This is a genomic window from Staphylococcus croceilyticus (assembly GCF_002902575.1).
GTDB classification, from domain to species: domain Bacteria; phylum Bacillota; class Bacilli; order Staphylococcales; family Staphylococcaceae; genus Staphylococcus; species Staphylococcus croceilyticus.
In genome coordinates this window covers 1-20078 of record NZ_PPRD01000036.1, presented here as the reverse complement: position 1 = coordinate 20078, position 20078 = coordinate 1, and the positions used below count along the sequence as shown (strand labels likewise).

The 20078-nt window shown below is 36.7% G+C and carries 15 protein-coding genes, 1 rRNA gene and 1 pseudogene; all 17 read left to right on the top strand.

The window, feature by feature from the left end; all coding sequences use genetic code 11:
- The first annotated feature begins 552 nt into the window (after positions 1 to 552).
- Positions 553 to 1125 (top strand): aminoacyl-tRNA hydrolase, encoded by a 573-nt coding sequence (pth, locus tag CD128_RS05865; protein ID WP_103329102.1) that lies wholly within the window; start codon positions 553 to 555, stop codon positions 1123 to 1125.
- Entirely contained in the window at positions 1122 to 4631 is a 3510-nt protein-coding gene (gene mfd, locus CD128_RS05860; protein ID WP_103329101.1) for a transcription-repair coupling factor, read from the top strand. Before pth ends, mfd begins: the two co-directional genes overlap by 4 nt.
- Positions 4632 to 4725: 94 nt before the next feature.
- Positions 4726 to 6255: pseudogene (locus CD128_RS05855) on the top strand (oligosaccharide flippase family protein); the annotation flags it as partial.
- Positions 6252 to 7442: a MazG nucleotide pyrophosphohydrolase domain-containing protein gene (locus CD128_RS05850; RefSeq protein ID WP_103329100.1), complete on the top strand. Its 1191-nt coding sequence runs from the start codon at positions 6252 to 6254 to the stop codon at positions 7440 to 7442. The pseudogene CD128_RS05855 and the gene CD128_RS05850, both read left to right, overlap by 4 nt.
- A complete protein-coding gene (locus tag CD128_RS05845) occupies positions 7439 to 7714 on the top strand; it encodes an RNA-binding S4 domain-containing protein (protein WP_103298342.1) in 276 nt (91 codons plus the stop codon). The genes CD128_RS05850 and CD128_RS05845 overlap by 4 nt, the downstream gene beginning before the upstream one ends.
- A gap of 20 nt (positions 7715 to 7734) precedes the next feature.
- Positions 7735 to 8130, top strand: coding sequence for a cell division protein DivIC (gene divIC / locus CD128_RS05840; protein WP_103329099.1), 396 nt, complete (start codon positions 7735 to 7737; stop codon positions 8128 to 8130).
- Positions 8131 to 8264: 134 nt separating this feature from the next.
- The gene (locus CD128_RS05835) at positions 8265 to 8666 is read left to right on the top strand and encodes a S1 domain-containing RNA-binding protein (RefSeq protein WP_103298340.1); all 402 of its coding nucleotides are present in this window, start codon (positions 8265 to 8267) and stop codon (positions 8664 to 8666) included.
- A gap of 240 nt (positions 8667 to 8906) precedes the next feature.
- Entirely contained in the window at positions 8907 to 10199 is a 1293-nt protein-coding gene (tilS, locus tag CD128_RS05830; RefSeq protein WP_103329098.1) for a tRNA lysidine(34) synthetase TilS, read from the top strand.
- Between the two features lie 3 nt (positions 10200 to 10202).
- Positions 10203 to 10742, top strand: coding sequence for a hypoxanthine phosphoribosyltransferase (hpt, locus tag CD128_RS05825; RefSeq protein WP_103329097.1), 540 nt, complete (start codon positions 10203 to 10205; stop codon positions 10740 to 10742).
- 481 nt (positions 10743 to 11223) lie between these two features.
- On the top strand, positions 11224 to 13398 hold the full coding sequence (gene ftsH, locus CD128_RS05820; protein WP_103329096.1) for an ATP-dependent zinc metalloprotease FtsH: 2175 nt from the start codon (positions 11224 to 11226) through the stop codon (positions 13396 to 13398).
- A gap of 231 nt (positions 13399 to 13629) precedes the next feature.
- The gene (hslO, locus tag CD128_RS05815; protein ID WP_103329095.1) at positions 13630 to 14511 is read left to right on the top strand and encodes an Hsp33 family molecular chaperone HslO; all 882 of its coding nucleotides are present in this window, start codon (positions 13630 to 13632) and stop codon (positions 14509 to 14511) included.
- A gap of 270 nt (positions 14512 to 14781) precedes the next feature.
- The gene (cysK, locus tag CD128_RS05810; RefSeq protein ID WP_103329094.1) at positions 14782 to 15714 is read left to right on the top strand and encodes a cysteine synthase A; all 933 of its coding nucleotides are present in this window, start codon (positions 14782 to 14784) and stop codon (positions 15712 to 15714) included.
- A 416-nt stretch (positions 15715 to 16130) separates the two neighbouring features.
- Positions 16131 to 16934, top strand: a complete 804-nt coding sequence (gene folP / locus CD128_RS05805) for a dihydropteroate synthase (protein WP_103329093.1) — start codon at positions 16131 to 16133, stop codon at positions 16932 to 16934.
- Complete coding sequence (gene folB / locus CD128_RS05800) at positions 16912 to 17277, top strand: dihydroneopterin aldolase (protein WP_103329092.1); 366 nt, start codon at positions 16912 to 16914, stop codon at positions 17275 to 17277. Before folP ends, folB begins: the two co-directional genes overlap by 23 nt.
- Complete coding sequence (folK, locus tag CD128_RS05795; RefSeq protein ID WP_103329091.1) at positions 17278 to 17757, top strand: 2-amino-4-hydroxy-6-hydroxymethyldihydropteridine diphosphokinase; 480 nt, start codon at positions 17278 to 17280, stop codon at positions 17755 to 17757.
- 275 nt (positions 17758 to 18032) lie between these two features.
- Positions 18033 to 19523 (top strand): lysine--tRNA ligase, encoded by a 1491-nt coding sequence (gene lysS / locus CD128_RS05790; protein ID WP_103329090.1) that lies wholly within the window; start codon positions 18033 to 18035, stop codon positions 19521 to 19523.
- Positions 19524 to 19993: 470 nt separating this feature from the next.
- Positions 19994 to 20078: ribosomal RNA gene (rrf, locus tag CD128_RS05785) — 5S ribosomal RNA — on the top strand; the annotation flags it as partial.

Sequence of the window (20078 nt, the reverse complement as noted above, 5' to 3'; positions counted from 1 at the left end):
CGAGCCACGGTCTCGACACTCATCCTGCTCCCTCAGGCGTCGCTCAACTACGTTCCATTATCCATTTTAGAACTACTTACCTAAGTGCTATAGCACTTAGGTTCATTAACAGCACTGCTCCCTTAGGAGCCTTCACAACTACACTTCGTAATCTACCTTAGAACTACTTACGTAAGTGTATGAGGATTTAAATTTCTCATAGTACTGTTCTTTTGAGAATTTGCTATAAACTCTGGTAGAGATGAAGAATCATTCGTTGGCTCTTTTTTAATATTGGATAATTTAACAAATGATAATGTAGTTTTTAAGAATCTAAAATAAAAGATAATATTTTAAAGCTACAATGTAAATTCACAATAGCAAACTGAGTGGAGGAGACGCTTATATCAACCTTAGCTCAGCTCTAATCATCTTTACGGGGTGGAACAGTGAAATTCTGTTCCCCTCCTTTTTTGTGTTATGATAGGGAATGTTATAGAATAATGATTAATCAATATGACGGACATCTGAACGGGTGAAAACGTCTATTAAAACACATTGGAGGTTGCACGTATGAAATGTATTGTGGGTCTTGGAAATATAGGTAAACGTTTTGAACTAACAAGACACAATATCGGCTTTGAAGTGATTGATTATCTTTTAGAGAAACATGACTTTTCATTAGATAAACAAAAGTTTAAAGGCGCTTATACGATTGAACGCCTTAATGGCGATAAAGTCCTATTTATCGAACCGATGACAATGATGAATTTGTCAGGTGAAGCGGTAGGACCACTGATGGATTATTATAATGTTGATGTAGAAGATTTAATCGTCCTTTATGATGATTTGGATTTATCTCAAGGTCACATTCGCTTGCGTCAAAAAGGAAGCGCTGGTGGTCACAACGGTATGAAATCCATTATTAAACATCTTGGTACCGATCAATTTAAGCGTATTCGTATTGGAGTAGGGAGACCAACGAATGGTATGTCAGTTCCGGATTATGTATTACAGAAATTTTCAAAAGATGAAATGATAACAATGGAGAAAGTGATTGAACACGCTGCGCAAGCAGTAGAGTCATTTATTGAAAGTTCACGCTTCGACCATGTTATGAATGAATACAATGGAGAAGTCAATTGAGAACCATCATTTCAGATTATATACAGAAAGATAAACGATTCCAGGAACTCGACCAAGTCTTCGGTCAAGAGAATATTCTTGTAACTGGCCTCTCTCCCTCGGCAAAAGCGACGATTATTGCTGAAAAGTATCTCAGCGATCAGCGCCAAATGTTATTAATCACGAATAATTTATATCAAGCAGATAAGTTAGAAACAGACATCTTACAATATGTGGATAGTTCAGAAGTTTATAAATATCCAGTTCAAGATATTATGACGGAAGAATTCTCAACGCAAAGCCCTCAACTTATGAGTGAACGTGTGCGCACGTTAACTGCCTTAGCTCATAATGAGAAAGGGTTATTTATCGTTCCATTAAATGGTTTGAAAAAATGGCTCACACCGGTAGAGATGTGGAAGGACCATCAAATCACACTTAACGTTGGTGATGATATTGATGTCGATGGTTTACTTAATAAATTAGTCAACATGGGTTATCGCCGTGAAAGCGTCGTGTCTCATATTGGTGAATTCTCTCTACGTGGGGGCATCATCGATATTTATCCATTGATAGGACAACCGGTCAGAATTGAATTATTTGATACAGAAGTAGATTCAATTCGTGATTTTGACGTTGAAACACAACGTTCTAATGACAATATTGAAAGCGTAGATATCACAACTGCGAGCGATTACGTAATTACTGATGAAGTCATTCAACATCTTCAAACAGAATTGCAAGCTGCTTATGAACATACGCGTCCTAAAATCGATAAATCAGTCCGTAATGATTTGAAAGAAACATATGAAAGTTTCAAATTGTTTGAAGCGACATTTTTCGATCATCAATTATTGCGTCGTCTTGTGGCGTTCATGTATGAGAAGCCGTCTACACTTATTGATTATTTTGAAAAGGATGCCATCATTGTAGCCGACGAATATAATCGTATTAAAGAAACTGAGAAGACATTAACAACTGAAGTTGATGATTTTATTCAGAATCTAATTGACAGTGGTAATGGTTTTATCGGGCAATCATTCATGCAATATGACGGTTTTGAAATGTTGATTGGACATTATCCAGTAACCTATTTCACATTATTCACGTCTTCAATGCCAGTGAAATTACAACATATTATTAAGTTTTCATGTAAACCAGTACAACAATTTTATGGTCAATATGACATTATGCGTTCTGAATTCCAACGCTATGTGCACAATGATTATACGATTGTCGTGCTTGTCGAAACGGAAACGAAAGTGGACCGTATCCAATCAATGTTAAATGAAATGCACATTCCTACCGTGACAAATATTCATAGTGAAGTTCAAAGTGGCCAAGCTATCGTGACGGAAGGTAGTTTATCTGAAGGTTACGAACTTCCGTATATGCAATTGGTCGTAATTACTGAGCGTGAGCTTTTCAAAACGAAACAGAAAAAGCAGCGTAAACGTACGAAAACGATGTCTAACGCTGAAAAAATTAAATCTTACCAAGATTTAAATGTAGGTGACTATATTGTTCACGTGCATCATGGTGTAGGACGCTATTTAGGCGTTGAAACACTTGAAGTAGGCGACGTTCACCGCGATTATATTAAATTGCAATATAAGGGTACGGATCAACTATTTGTACCTGTTGACCAAATGGACCAAGTTCAAAAATATGTCGCTTCTGAAGATAAATCACCGCGTCTGAATAAATTGGGCGGTTCTGAATGGAAGAAGACGAAAGCGAAAGTTCAACAAAGTGTTGAAGACATTGCAGATGAACTCATCGCACTTTATAAGGAACGTGAAATGTCTGTTGGTTATCAATATGGCGAAGACACGGCAGAACAAACCGCATTTGAAATGGATTTCCCTTATGAGCTTACACCAGACCAAGCGAAATCAATCGAAGAAATTAAAGGCGATATGGAACGCGAACGTCCTATGGATCGCTTACTTTGTGGTGACGTAGGTTACGGTAAAACAGAAGTGGCCGTACGTGCAGCATTTAAAGCAGTAATGGAAGGGAAACAAGTAGCATTCTTAGTGCCAACTACAATTTTAGCGCAACAACATTATGAAACATTAATTGAGCGTATGCAGGATTTCCCTGTACAAATTGAACTTATTAGTCGTTTCCGCTCTGCAAAAGAAGTAAAAGAAACGAAAGAAGGCTTGAAATCTGGTTACGTAGATATTGTTGTCGGTACCCACAAATTATTAAGTAAAGATATTCAATATAAAGATTTAGGTTTACTTATTGTCGATGAAGAGCAACGTTTCGGTGTACGTCATAAAGAACGTATTAAAACATTAAAAACCAATGTCGATGTATTAACCCTTACAGCTACGCCAATTCCTAGAACATTGCATATGAGTATGTTAGGTGTACGTGATTTATCTGTTATTGAAACGCCTCCAGAGAACCGCTTCCCAGTCCAAACTTACGTACTGGAACAAAATAGTAATTTTATAAAAGAAGCGTTAGAACGAGAATTGTCTCGTGATGGACAAGTGTTCTATCTTTATAACAAAGTACAATCGATTTATGAAAAACGTGAGCAACTCCAAATGTTGATGCCAGAAGCTAACATTGCGGTCGCCCATGGTCAAATGACCGAACGAGATCTTGAAGAAACAATGTTAAGTTTCATCAATGGTGAATATGACATCTTAGTTACTACAACTATTATTGAAACAGGTGTAGACGTACCCAACGCCAATACATTAATCATTGAAGAAGCGGATCGCTTTGGTTTGAGTCAGCTTTATCAATTACGTGGACGCGTAGGTCGTTCGAGCCGTATCGGTTATGCCTATTTCTTACATTCGGCGAATAAAGTGTTAACTGAAACTGCCGAAGAACGTCTACAAGCGATTAAAGAATTTACTGAATTAGGTTCAGGATTTAAAATCGCAATGCGTGACTTAAATATCCGCGGGGCAGGTAACTTATTAGGGAAACAACAGCATGGCTTCATCGACTCAGTTGGTTTCGACTTGTATTCACAAATGCTTGAAGAAGCGGTTAATGAAAAACGTGGTATTAAAGAAGAAGCGCCTGATGCTCCAGAAGTAGAAATGGAATTACATCTGGATGCTTACTTGCCAGCACAATATATTCAAAATGAACAAGCCAAAATTGAAATTTATAAAAAACTGCGTAAAGTAGAAACAGAAGAACAACTTTTCGATATTAAAGACGAATTAATCGATCGTTTCAACGATTATCCAGTAGAAGTTGAACGCCTATTAGAAATGGTAGAAATTAAAATTCATGCCTTACATACAGGTGTGACGTTAATCAAAGATAAAGGTAAGCAAATCGAAGTTTTCTTATCAGCGAAAGGCACTGAGCAAATCAATGGCGAAGAACTATTTAAACAAACCCAACCTTTAGGACGCACAATGAAACTCGGCGTTAAAGAAGGTAAAATGCATATCACTTTAACGAAATCGAAACAATGGCTTGAGAATCTGAAATTCTTAGTTAAATGCTTAGAAGGAAGCATGGTTATTGAACATGAACTCTAAACACCAATCAAGACAAGCACCATCCGCATCATCGACATCCAACGACAAATCAAACCAACAACCATCAACAAATCCAGTATCAACGAAAGGCTCATCTCAGCAACATGCTGCTTTCAACGGCGTTGTCGTACTCACCTTAGCACTCGTCGTCGTGAAAGTCTTAAGCGCCATTTATCGCGTTCCATATCAAAACGTGCTTGGCGATACAGGGCTCTATGCCTATCAACAGATTTATCCAATCGTTGCATTAGGCATGCTCCTGTCAATGAACGCCATCCCAAGCGCCGTCACCCAAACACTAGGTAGTAATGGTCAGGCCTCTGCCTTTTCCAGAGTGCTCATCGGATTCCAAATACTAGGATTGGCCATCTTTGCCATCATCCTAGTACTAGCCCATCCCATCGCGAGACTCATGGGCGATCCACACCTTGCATCCATGCTGAAAATGGCAAGCCTAAGCTACCTCTTCATCGGTGTACTTGGCGTATTTCGCGGCTACTACCAAAGTAGACAACGCATGCACATACCTGCCATTTCCCAGGTAATAGAACAATTCATTCGCGTCGGCATTATCATCATTGCCATCGCGCTATTCACAGTGAAACATTGGACCATATACCAAGCCGGCACACTCGCCATCCTAGCCTCAGCACTAGGATTCCTAGGCTCAAGCCTATATTTAATGTTCACTAAGCCTTTCCCATTGAAAAGGCAGAACCCAACAACCCACATCCCGTGGAAACAACTACTAATAGCAACCGTCATCTTTGCTTTAAGTCAGCTATTAGTCATCATGTGGCAATTTATAGATAGCTTCACAGTCGTTCATACCTTACAGTCATTCGGACTTCAATTCAAACAAGCTATCATGCAAAAAGGCATATACGATCGAGGCGCCTCTTTCATTCAAATGGGGCTCATCGTCACAACAACATTTAGCTTTGTACTCATTCCATTGTTAACACAAGCGATTGAAGACCATAATAGAGTACAAATGAATCGCTACGCGAACGCCTCACTTAAAATCACAATTTTAATCAGTGCGGCGGCAGGTATCGGATTGATTAATTTATTACCTATTATGAACCACGTCTTCTTCAAGACAGATAGCCTAAGTTTCACATTAGGTTTTTATATGTTAACTGTAATATGCGTGTCGCTTATCATGATGGATATTGCTTTACTACAAGTGTTTAACCGTATTCGCCCAATAATGATTGGCGTTATAATAGGACTGGTATCTAAAGCTATACTAAACATCGTACTTATCCATCAATTTGGTATTGCAGGTGCAAGTGTAAGCACCATTCTTTCGCTAGTTTTATTTGTTGTGGTTTTACACGTTGAGGTAATGAAACATTATCGTTTTGATCGCATGCGTTATTTCATATTAAAGACACTATTTGCTTTAGCTATCATGTCACTTGTAGTTCAATTTATGATGTATGTCATGCCACCCGTTGGTCGTTTAGGCGGACTCGTAGAACTTCTGATTGTAGCCGTTATCGGTATTGTTGTTTTACTCGTCTTAGTTATGTATATGAACATTTTAGGATATAAAGAACTTAAACATTTACCATTTGGTGATAAACTCTATCTTATGAAGAAAGGAAGACGTTCATGACACACACAATTACTATTGTTGGTTTAGGGAACTATGATATAGATGACTTACCGCTTGGCATCTATCGTTTCCTTAAAGAACATCAACATATTTATGCGCGTACAGTTGATCATCCAGTGATTGCTAGCTTACAGAATGAATTAACATTTGAAAGTTTCGACAGTATTTATGAGAATAATGATGATTTCGCATCAGTGTATCAACAAATTGTAGATACATTGATTGAGAAAGCTACGACAGGCGACATCGTTTATGCGGTGCCAGGCCATCCACGTGTCGCTGAAACGACAACAGCTAAATTGCTTGAATATAGCGCAAATCATGACGATGTAGAGGTTAAAGTGTTAGGTGGCAAAAGCTTTATTGATGATGTATTTGCTGCCATCGATGAAGATCCTAACGATGGTTTCACATTATTAGATGGGACGGCTTTATCTGAAAATGTGTTAAACATTCGCACGCATACACTTATCACTCAGGTATATAGTGCTATGGTTGCCGCTGATATTAAAATCACATTAATGGAACGTTATCCAGATGATATGTTAGTTAAAGTCGTAACTGGTGCTCATAGTACAGGTGCTAGTGTAGTAGAAGTACCACTATTCGAGTTAGACCGAGACGAAGACATTTTCAATAATTTAACGAGTGTCTTTGTACCTAAAGTAACGAACGATGAAGCGATGTACCAAGACTTCGATTTCGCAGTTCAGACAATCGATCGTTTAGTAGACGACGAGAATGGTTGCCCATGGGATCGTGTTCAAACGCATGAGTCGTTAAAACGTTATTTAATTGAAGAAAGTTTCGAACTCTTTGAAGCCATAGACAATGAAGATGATTGGCATATGATTGAAGAACTTGGCGATATTTTACTTCAAGTGTTATTACATGCCAACATTGGTAAAAAAGAAGGCTACATGGATATTAAAGAAATCATTGAAAGCTTAAATGCGAAAATGATACGTCGTCATCCGCATATCTTCGGTGAGGAAGAAGCGGAATCTATCGATGATTTAACAGATATTTGGGCGACAGCGAAAAGTAAAGAAGGCAAAATGCCTCGCGTAAAATTCGAGAAAGTATTTGCAGACCATTTCATGTCATTGTATGATAAAACAAAAAATAAGGATTTTGATGAAGAAACCCTTAGAAATTTCTTACAACAAGGGGAGCGTAATTCATGAGATTAGATAAATATTTAAAAGTATCACGACTAGTAAAACGTCGTACATTAGCGAAAGAAATTAGTGATCAAGGTCGTATCACTGTAAATGGTAACGTAGCCAAAGCGGGTACAGACGTAAAAGTAGAAGATGAATTAGTGATTCGTTTCGGTCAGAAACGCGTTACTGTGAAAGTTACAGGTTTAAGCGAACATGCATCAAAAGAAAATGCTAAAGGTATGTATGACTTAATTAAAGAAGAACGTATTAACAATGAATTCAATGAAGAATAGATTGAAGGAGGTGGCAAGCTATGAGTAATAAGGTAGAAAATATTGGAAACCAGTATACCTCTGAAAGAAATCGTAAGAAAAGACGTCAACAAAAAAAGATGCGCGTGGTACGTCGTCGTATCACAGTCTTTGGAGGCTTGTTGTTAGCCATTATCATTATTCTATCTATCATGCTTGTCGTCCAAAAACACAGTAACGAACAAGCAGCCGTTGAACGTAAACATAAAGAAGAACAATTTCAAAAGAAACAAGATGAAGAACTAGCATTAAAAGAAGAACTCAATAATTTAAATGATAAAGATTATATTGAAAAAATTGCAAGAGATGATTATTACTTGAGTAATAAAGGCGAAGTCATATTTAAATTGCCAAATGATAAGAAATCATCAGATTCTCAATCCTCCGATAGCAACTAGATAATTGGAAGATAGTTAGAAAATAGCGATGGTTATCTTGTACAAAATAATCATTTTATAGCATTGTGAAAATATTAAAACAGGAATATAATAAGGTTAAAATCGAATCATAATCGGGAGGATTTATTTAGAATATGTCAATCGAAGTAGGAAATAAGCTAAAAGGTAAAGTTACTGGTATCAAAAAATTTGGTGCGTTCGTAGAGTTACCTGAAGGGAAAAGCGGCTTAGTTCATATCAGTGAAGTAGCTGATAACTATGTTGAGAATGTAGAAGACCATTTATCAGTTGGAGACGAAGTTGAAGTAAAAGTTTTATCAATTGCTGAAGACGGTAAAATCAGTCTTTCAATTAAAAAAGCGAAAGATCGTCCACGCAGACCACATCATAAATCACATCAAAACAAATCACCTCAACAAAAAGGTGAAGATTTTGAAAAGAAATTAAGTAACTTCTTGAAAGATAGTGAAGATAAATTAACTTCAATTAAACGCCAAACTGAATCAAGACGTGGCGGTAAAGGTTCAAGACGTTAATTTGAATATACTCTAGAGGTCAAAGTTAAACTATAACTATAAGCCATATTGGTATGGGCATGTATGTCCTATGAAATGAAATATATAGTTTATATGCGCAACAGGTAATCGACTTCTGGTACTTATTATCTGTGCGGGGTGGGGCCATGAATTCTATAGTTAGAATTCAGTCCCACTCCTTTTTTGATAATAACACCCATTAGATATGAAGGTAGAAGAAAGAAGTAGGAGGGCGACAAAGTGGAAGTGAACACATCACTATGGGATGAAAAAGATCATATTGTTATCGCGGTATCTACTGGTATAGATAGCATGTGTCTTTTACATCGCTTACTTCATGAGCTTTCTCATACTTATGCGCGTATCTCATGTTTACATATTAACCACGGCTTAAGAGAAGCGTCACAACAAGAAGAAGCATTTATTCGTAACTTTTGTGCCCAACATAATGCACCTTGTTATGTGAAACACTTAGATTTATCTGGGCTAGTGCAACAAGGTAAAAGCATTCAAGCAGATGCTAGGCAACAACGGTATGCATGGTTTGATGAGATGATGCAACGACTTGAAGCGGACGCTTTACTAACTGCCCATCATTTAAACGATCAATTAGAAACGATTTTTTATCGTGTATTTACTGGAAGGTCGACGCGTAGTTCACTCGGCATGGATAACGTGTCATGGCGAAAACATTATAAATTGTGTCGTCCATTATTAAATACGTATAAAGCTGATATTTGTAGCTATCAGCAATCATATCAGGTTCCTTATTATGAAGATGCTTCAAATAGTGACAATAAATACGCACGCAATGATATTCGCAATCGACTTTTACCTTCTATTGATAACAATGCAGACCTTGATACAGCTCAATTATTAAAATTAAAAGCATGGCATGATATACAATTACAACAGACACGTCAACGTGTGAATGAATTTATTCAACAAGAAGTTGCAATCAACGCGGACCATACACATATGCAATTTTCACGAGACGCTTTCAATCAATTGGACAATGTAACTAAAATGGTGTTGTTGGATCAATTGTTTGACTCTATCCATTTGCGGGTTTCATTTTCAGAAAAAAATTATGAAGCGTGGTTTGAACAAATTAACAGTCGTGTAGCACAAATTGAGATTACTCTTTCTGAAACATGGATAATTCAAATTGCTTATGATAAATTTATAATAATGGCTAAAAAAGAGGCACCTATAAACAAAGAGCAAGTGGTGACACAAGCTGGAACTTATCGTTTCGGAGACTATGTCATCACCATTCAGGCGCATAACGCTTGTTGGGAGTGGCCTTTAACGATTCGTACGCGTCGCAACGGGGATAAAATTAAGATGAACGGACGTGAAGGGCATAAAAAGGTGAGTCGCTTGTTCATTGATAATAAAGTGAGTAACGATGAACGTGCACAAATGCCATTGATTGAAGACCAACAGCATACTATTATCGCTGTGGGCCATTTATATATAAAATCAAATTATAAGGATAATATAGAAATTAAAAAAATTGGAGATGAATGATAAATGAAGGACGATTTAAAAAACATTTTATTATCTGAAGAAGATATTCAAACGATTTGTAAAGAATTAGGTGAGCAAATTACTCGCGACTATAAAGATAAACCACTTGTATGCGTAGGTATCTTAAAAGGTTCTGTAATGTTTATGGCAGACTTAATTAAACGTATTGATACGCATTTAGCGATTGATTTCATGGATGTTTCAAGTTACCACGGTGGAACAGAATCTACTGGAGAAGTTCAAATCTTAAAAGACTTAGGTTCTTCTATTGAGAATAAAGACGTGTTAATTATTGAAGATATTTTAGAAACTGGTACAACTTTAAAATCAATTACTGAATTACTTCAATCACGTAAAGTTAATTCTTTAGAAATCGTAACATTATTAGATAAACCAAACCGTCGTAAAGCGGATATCGAAGCGAAATACGTAGGTAAGAAAATTCCTGACGAATTCGTTGTGGGTTACGGTTTAGACTACGCAGAACACTATCGTAACTTACCATACATTGGAACATTAAAACCTGAAATTTACAATAAATAATTAAAGGTTTTTGAATTAATAAAAGGCTGTGGCATGAGACTTTTTGTGTTAGGAAACTCATTGACGGCTTCCCAAAAACAGGATCCTCGGCAGCGGGGCCCCAACACAGAGAATTTCATTCAGAAATTCTACAAACAAAGCAAGTTGGGGATTCACGATTCGACAAAATTTGAAAAACAATTTTTCTCATCGTTCGGTTCTGCTCAAATCCTAAGCGCTTTTGTCCAGACCTTGTTTAACTATACTTAATTTATAATTTAGTGTAGACTTCATTTTATATTAATTATTTTCACTCTGAAAAGCATGAAATGGCTTTGAAAAATTTGCCTTTTTTTCAAAAAACGGTTCAAATGTAGAAACAATGATATTGGGAAAATGAAAAAATAGAAAAGTGCTACAAAAGTTGAAATGCTAGCCTTCAAGAGAAGTGTTGTGTTACAATTTTTGTTAGCTTTATTATAGAAATAGGAGGAAATGACGCATGCAGAAAGCTTTTCGCAATGTGCTAGTTATCGCAATTATTGGCGTTATTCTATTCGGCGTCTTCTCATACATAAATGGGAATGGCACTCAACCGAAGCAACTTTCCTATTCACAGTTTGTAGAAAAATTGGATAAAGGTGATCTTAAATCCTTACAAATCCAACCTGAGCAAAATGTGTACTTGGTAAGTGGTAAAACGAAAAATGATGAAGATTATTCTTCAACGATTTTATACAATAACGATAAAGACTTACAGAAAATTACAGATGAAGCACGCAGTCAAAAAGGACTAGATTTTAAAGTTAAAGAAGAAGAAAAACAAAGTGTATTTGTCAGCATGTTGACTACACTCATTCCAGTATTAGTAATTGCTTTATTATTTATCTTCTTCCTTAGCCAAGCACAAGGTGGCGGCGGTGGCGGTCGTATGATGAACTTTGGTAAATCTAAAGCGAAAATGTACGATAACCAAAAACGTCGTGTTCGTTTCACTGATGTGGCTGGGGCAGATGAAGAAAAGCAAGAATTAATCGAGATTGTTGACTTCTTAAAAGATAATAAAAAATTCAAACAAATGGGTTCAAGAATACCTAAAGGTGTTTTATTAGTTGGCCCTCCAGGTACAGGTAAAACATTATTAGCACGTGCTGTTGCCGGTGAAGCTGGCGCGCCATTCTTCTCAATCAGTGGTTCTGATTTCGTTGAAATGTTCGTCGGTGTAGGTGCGAGCCGTGTACGTGATTTATTCGAAAATGCTAAGAAAAATGCACCATGTATCATTTTCATCGATGAAATTGATGCTGTTGGTCGTCAACGTGGTGCTGGTGTTGGTGGCGGACACGATGAACGTGAACAAACACTTAACCAATTATTAGTTGAAATGGATGGTTTCGGTGAAAATGAAGGTATTATCATGATCGCTGCAACTAACCGTCCTGATATCTTAGACCCTGCATTATTACGTCCAGGTCGTTTCGACAGACAAATTCAAGTTGGTCGTCCAGATGTAAAAGGACGTGAAGCGATTTTACATGTACATGCTAAGAACAAACCACTTGATGAAACAGTGGATTTAAAAGCCATTTCTCAAAGAACACCAGGCTTCTCAGGTGCCGACTTAGAGAACTTATTAAACGAAGCATCATTAATCGCAGCGCGTGAAGGTAAAAACAAAATTGATATGCGTGACATTGAAGAAGCTACAGACCGCGTTATTGCTGGTCCAGCGAAGAAATCACGTGTTATCTCTGATAAAGAACGTAACATTGTAGCACATCACGAAGCTGGTCACACAGTTATTGGTATGGTACTTGATGAAGCAGAAGTCGTGCACAAAGTAACTATCGTACCTCGTGGTCAAGCGGGTGGTTATGCGATGATGTTACCTAAGCAAGATCGTTTCTTAATGACAGAACCAGAATTATTAGATAAGATTTGTGGATTATTAGGTGGACGTGTATCTGAAGATATTAACTTCCATGAGGTATCTACAGGTGCTTCTAATGACTTTGAACGTGCAACTCAAATTGCTCGCTCTATGGTTACTGAATATGGTATGAGTGAAAAACTTGGACCACTACAATTCTCATCAAGCGGTGGCGGACAAGTATTCTTAGGTAAAGATATGCAAGGTGAACCTAACTACTCTGGTCAAATTGCTTATGAAATTGATAAAGAAGTACAACGTATCATTAAAGAACAATATGAACGTTGTAAACGCATCTTATTAGAACATGAAGAGCAATTAAAACTTATTGCTAAGACATTATTAACTGAAGAAACATTAGTAGCTGAACAAATTCGTTCATTATTCTACGATGGTGTCTTACCTGAAGTTGATTATGATGCTGCTCGCGTTGTTAAAGACGATGACGATTCAGAATTCAGTCAAGGTAAATACGGTAAATCTTACGACGATATTCGCAAAGAACAACTAGACGAAGGTCGTGAAAAAGAAGAGGAAGACCGTGAAGAACGCCGTGACATTAATCACGAGCGTAGACATCGTCAGCGTGAAGGTAGACCTTATCGTGACGAACAGGATCGCTACCGTGATGATTCTCATGATGACCATCATTCAGGTTCACGCAGAGATTCAGACGACAAGGATGATACAGGCTACGAACAATCACCAAATATTGACAAGCCTTATAATCCAAACGATCCTAAATAGATAAATATAATCTTTGAAGATTAAAATCTCTTTCACTAAGGTACACCCCTTAGTTGAAAGAGATTTTTTAATACGTTACAAAATTGCGAGTAATGAGTGTAAAGCAAGTTACTTCATATTCTTATTGAACAAGTGTAGAATAAGTGTCCTTAAAGATAACAAATTAATAGGTTTTAATTTTCCAAAAATAAGTAATATAAAAATATAAACTGCAATAAAGGAGATAAATAAATGACACATGATTATATAGTAAAATCATTAGCTTTCGATGGAGAAATTCGTGCTTATGCTGCTTTAACTACTGAATCTGTCCAAGAAGGGCAAACACGTCATTACACATGGCCAACAGCCTCAGCTGCAATGGGCAGAACAATGACAGCTACTCTATTAATGGGAGCAATGTTAAAAGGGGATCAAAAATTAACAGTAACAGTGGATGGTAAAGGGCCAATTGGACGTATCATTGCTGACGCTGATGCACAAGGTAACGTACGTGCATATGTCGATCATCCTCAAACGCATTTCCCACTTAATGCACAAGGTAAATTAGATGTGAGACGTGCAGTTGGAACAAATGGTTCAATTCAAGTCGTTAAAGATGTAGGCATGAAAGACTACTTCTCAGGGGCTAGTCCAATTGTATCTGGTGAATTAGGTGAAGATTTCACATATTACTTTGCTACAAGTGAACAAACACCATCATCAGTAGGATTAGGTGTATTAGTTAACCCAGATAATTCAATTAAAGCAGCAGGCGGATTTATCATTCAAGTAATGCCTGGTGCAAAAGATGAAACCGTTACTAAATTAGAAGAAGCGATTAATAATATGCAACCTGTATCTAAATTAATTGAACAAGGCCTAACGCCAGAAGGTATCTTAAATGAAATTCTTGGAGAAGATAATGTTCAAATCTTAGAAACAATGGATGCGCAATTTGAATGTAACTGTAGTCACGAAAAATTCTTAAACGCAATTAAAGGATTAGGAGAAGCAGAAATTCAAAGCATGATTAAAGAAGATCATGGCGCTGAAGCGATTTGTCACTTCTGTGGTAATAAATATCAATACTCTGAGGGTGAACTAGAAGAGTTGCTTGCTTCTATGAAATAGGTGATTCTGGAAATCATATGTGCAGACTGTAGAATGTAGATAAAACATCACAGTCTGTATACTTTAATTTCTTTTTCACAAGCTCTCTTAAACCCTTCTGAGTTTATTAAAATGACTTTGTGGTAAAGTTATTATATATAAGAAAAAAGTAATTTCATTAGTCGCATAAAAATAATTCTCTTTGTCTTTTTAGAAAATTCTGATAGAATATAACTATATCCGATAGAAAAACTAAGTTTTAAATTAGAATGTTAAAGGAGCGTTTTTTCAATGGCACAAAAACCAGTAGATAATATTACACAAATCATTGGCAATACACCGGTAGTAAAATTAAGAAACGTAGTAGACGAAGATGCAGCAGATGTTTATGTAAAATTAGAATATCAAAATCCAGGCGGTTCAGTAAAAGACCGTATCGCATTAGCTATGATCGAAAAAGCTGAAAAAGAAGGTAAAATCAAACCAGGCGATACAATCGTAGAACCTACAAGTGGTAACACTGGTATTGGATTAGCTTTCGTATGTGCTGCTAAAGGTTACAAAGCAGTATTCACAATGCCTGAAACAATGAGTTCAGAACGTCGTAACTTATTAAAAGCTTACGGTGCTGAATTAGTATTAACACCAGGATCAGAAGCTATGAAAGGTGCTATTAAAAAAGCTAAAGAATTAAAAGAAGAACATGGCTACTTTGAGCCACAACAATTCGAAAACCCAGCTAACCCAGAAATACATGCGTTAACAACTGGCCCAGAACTTGTTGAACAATTCGAAGGTAAACAAATCGATGCCTTCTTAGCAGGTGTAGGTACAGGCGGTACATTATCTGGTGTAGGTAAAGTATTAAAAGAAAAATATCCTAACATCGAAATCGTTGCAATCGAACCAGAAGCTTCACCAGTATTAAGTGGTGGCGAACCTGGTCCTCATAAATTACAAGGTTTAGGTGCAGGTTTCGTACCAGACACATTAAACACAGACATTTATGAAAGCATTATTAAAGTTGGCAACGACACTGCAATGGAAATGGCACGCCGCGTCGCTAAAGAAGAAGGTATCTTAGCAGGTATTTCTTCAGGCGCAGCAATCTATGCAGCTATCCAAAAAGCTAAAGAATTAGGTAAAGGTAAAACAGTTGTAACTGTATTACCAAGTAACGGTGAACGTTACCTATCAACACCATTATATTCATTCGACGACTAATTAAACGTCGCTATCTATACGCTAGTGAAGCTTCATTGCTTTGCTAGCTTTTTTATTTTTTGAAAAGGCACTGCAATACACGCAGACATTCTAAACAAATTCCTCAATTACGAACACTGCAATGTTGCTCAAATGAGTGTATCATTAAAAGTGAGTAAAAAATTAAAATAGGGATGAGACAAAAAGAATACATACACTGGGAAATAACTTAACATCTTCCCAAAAATAGGATCCTCGGCAGCGGGGCCCCAACACAGAGAATTTCATTAAGAAATTCTACAAGTAAAGCAAGTTGGGGGTTCACGACTCGACAAAATTTGAGAAGTAATTTTGCTTATCGTTCGGTTCTGCTTAAATCCTAAACGCTTTTGTCCAGACCTTGTTTTCATTTTTAAAAATAGTGAAGGGTGACAATAATGACGAAAACAAAAATTATGGGCATCTTAAATGTGACGCCTGACTCATTCTCTGATGGAGGAAAATATAACTCAGTTGAAAACGCCGTGGCACGTGCCAAAGAAATGATTGAAGAAGGCGTAGATATTATAGATGTTGGGGGCGTATCTACAAGACCAGGCTATACTGAAGTGCCATTAGAAGAAGAATTAGAACGTGTCGTGCCTGTAGTAGAAAAATTAGTGTCATTAGGTGTGCAAATATCAGTTGATACGTATCGCAGTGAAGTAGCCGAAGCTTGCTTGAAACTTGGTGCAACGATGATTAATGATCAATGGGCTGGATTATACGATCCTAAAATTATAGATAAAGTCGCTGAATACGATGCAGAAATTGTATTAATGCATAACGGTGATGGTCATCGTGAGCAACCTGTAGTAGAAGAAATGTTGTTATCTTTAATGACTCAAGCAAACAAGGCTGAAATGGCCGGCATTCCGCAACATAAGATATGGTTAGATCCAGGTATTGGTTTCGCGAAGACACGTGAAGAAGAAAATGAAGTCATGGCGCGATTAGATGAGCTAGTAGCCACAGAGTATCCTATTTTATTAGCTACAAGCCGTAAACGTTTTATTAAAGAAATGATAGGTACAGAAACGAAAGCGCTGGAACGTGATGAAGCCACAGCTGCTACTACGGCCTATGGTATAATGAAAGGCGTTAAAGCTGTACGCGTACACAATGTTCAATTAAATGCGTGTTTAGGCCAAAGTATGGACTTCTTAAAGGAGAATGAAGATGAACGACATAATCTTTCTTAAAGGTATGCGTTTTTACGGATATCACGGCGCGCTTTCTGCAGAGAATGAAATAGGACAAATCTTCGTAGTCGATGTGACATTGAAAGTAGACTTAGCTGAAGCGGGTCAATCCGATGAGGTCACTGATACAGTGCACTATGGCGAAGTATTTGAAGATGTAAAAGAGATTGTGGAAGGACCACCTTGCAATTTAATTGAGCATCTAGCCGAACGTATTGCAAAACGTATAAATTCACACTATAATCGTGTAATGGAAACGAAAGTCAGAATCACTAAAGAGAATCCACCTATACCGGGGCATTATGATGGTGTAGGCATAGAGATAGTGAGGGAGAATCGTTAAATGGTACAAGCATATTTAGGTCTAGGAAGTAATATTGGAGATAGAGAACAACAATTGCAAGAAGCCATTCGACTGCTGGATAGTACAGAAGGTATCGAGGTAGTTCAAACTTCCCCAATCTATGAAACCGCACCAGTCGGCTATACGGATCAACCTAATTTTCTAAATTTATGCATAGAAATCAACACAGAGTTGACGCCTCAAGCACTTCTAAAACATTGTTTAGAAACGGAGCAACATTTGCATAGAGTTAGAGAAATTCGTTGGGGCCCTAGAACATTAGACGTCGACATCTTGCTTTATGGCGATGAAGTAGTCGAAGAAGAGGATTTAAGCATTCCGCATCCTCGCATGAATGAACGTGCCTTTGTATTGATACCTTTAAATGATATAGCCTCAAATAAAGTGGAACCTCGCTCTAATCAAACTATCGGCGAGCTAGTTATGGCAGACGACACCGTTAAGAAGTATAAAGATTAAGAGGTTATTATTTGAAAAGGCTCCGGGTCAGGATAAAGGAGAAAATGCTTTATTACCTTTCCATCGTTTAGTAGAATTAAAAGATGAAAATGGTGAAATGAAAATGCTTCAACATACATCTTAGTACCTTAAACGTGCAAAGTTAACAGTAAAGCATATGAAACATTAAACCAGGCTAATACTGAACAAAAATGATAGATATCTTGCTTGTAAGGCTTCCAAAATGAATATATGGAATGATTGGCAAGAATAACGAAGCTAAAGGAGAGAAAGTTATGTCAGAAGAAATGAATGACCAAATGCAGGTCCGTCGTCAAAAACTACAAGAATTAATCGATTTAGGAATCGATCCATTTGGTAAACGTTTTGAACGTACGGCAACAGCTAGCGAATTAAAAGAACAATGGGATCAATTCTCTAAAGAAGAATTACATGACAAAGAAGATGACAGCCATGTTTCAATTGCTGGTCGCTTAATGACAAAACGTGGTAAAGGTAAAGCTGGATTTGCACACGTTCAAGATTTAACAGGTCAAATTCAAATTTATGTACGTAAAGATCAAATTGGAGAAGAAGACTTCGATAATCTTTGGAAAAGTGCTGACTTAGGTGACATCGTTGGTATTGAAGGTGTAATGTTCAAAACAAATACAGGTGAATTATCAGTAAAAGCTAAATCATTTACAATGTTAGCAAAAGCTTTAAGACCATTACCTGATAAATTCCATGGACTACAAGATATCGAACAAAGATATCGTCAACGCTATTTAGACTTAATTACAAACGAAGAAAGCACACGTACATTTATCAATCGTAGTAAAATCATTCAAGAAATGAGAAACTACTTAAATCAAAGAGGTTACTTAGAAGTTGAAACACCAATGATGCATCAAATCGCTGGTGGTGCTGCTGCGCGTCCTTTCGTTACACACCATAACGCATTAGATGCTACATTATACATGCGTATCGCGATTGAATTACATTTAAAACGTTTAATTGTAGGTGGACTTGAAAAAGTTTACGAAATTGGTCGTGTGTTCCGTAATGAAGGTGTATCAACACGCCATAACCCAGAATTTACAATGATTGAATTATACGAAGCATACGCTGACTATCACGATATCATGGATCTAACTGAATCAATGGTTAGACATATCGCACAAGAAGTCTTAGGTTCAGCAAAAGTTCAATATAATGGTGAAGAAATTGATTTAGAATCTTCTTGGACACGTTTACACATTGTAGATGCTGTTAAAGAAGCGACAGGTGTAGACTTCTATCAAGTTAAATCTGATGACGAAGCTAAAGCTTTAGCTAAAGAACATGGTATTGAAATTACAGAGAATATGAAATACGGCCATATCTTAAATGAATTCTTCGAACAAAAAGTAGAAGAAACATTAATTCAACCAACATTTATTTATGGTCACCCAATTGAAATCTCTCCATTAGCTAAGAAAAATCCTGAAGATCCAAGATTTACTGATCGTTTTGAGTTATTCATCGTAGGTAGAGAGCATGCAAATGCATTTACTGAGTTAAATGATCCTATCGATCAACGTCAACGTTTCGAAGCCCAACTTGTTGAAAAAGAACAAGGTAATGACGAAGCACATGAAATGGATGAAGACTACATTGAAGCATTAGAATATGGTATGCCTCCAACAGGTGGATTAGGTATCGGTATTGACCGTTTAGTAATGTTACTAACAGACTCACCATCTATCAGAGACGTATTATTATTCCCTTACATGAGACAAAAATAATAAATAGTAAGTTATTGTGGCGCTATCTACTTGCTTGTAGATAGCGTTTTTGTATTTAGAAGGAATATGTTTAAGTCAATATTAAGAATGTATGTTGAGGAGTTGAAAAGAGATTAACATAACGTTAAAAAATATTAAAACAGATCAAACTTCAATAATAATATCAAAAGTAAAAAAGAGTGAAAAATTCATTGGAAATTATAGAAAAAAAGAGTAGTCACAGAACAAATGATGTGCTAATATATTATGAGTGTTCTCAAAAAAAGAACAAATCAGTTAATGCTTTTAAAACTAATTAAAAAAGTTTGAAAAAGTTATTGACATTATCATTTAAATATTATATGATATAAAAGTCGTCAAAAACGAAAGTTAATTTTGTAAAACGCTTGTAAAAGAAATTTTAACAAAGTGTAAAATTGACTATTGAAAGTTAAAATAATCGATAGTATAATTGATTGAGTAAGTTATTGTCTGGTGACAATGGCAAGGAGGTCACACCTGTTCCCATGCCGAACACAGAAGTTAAGCTCCTTAGCGCCGATGGTAGTTGGACTG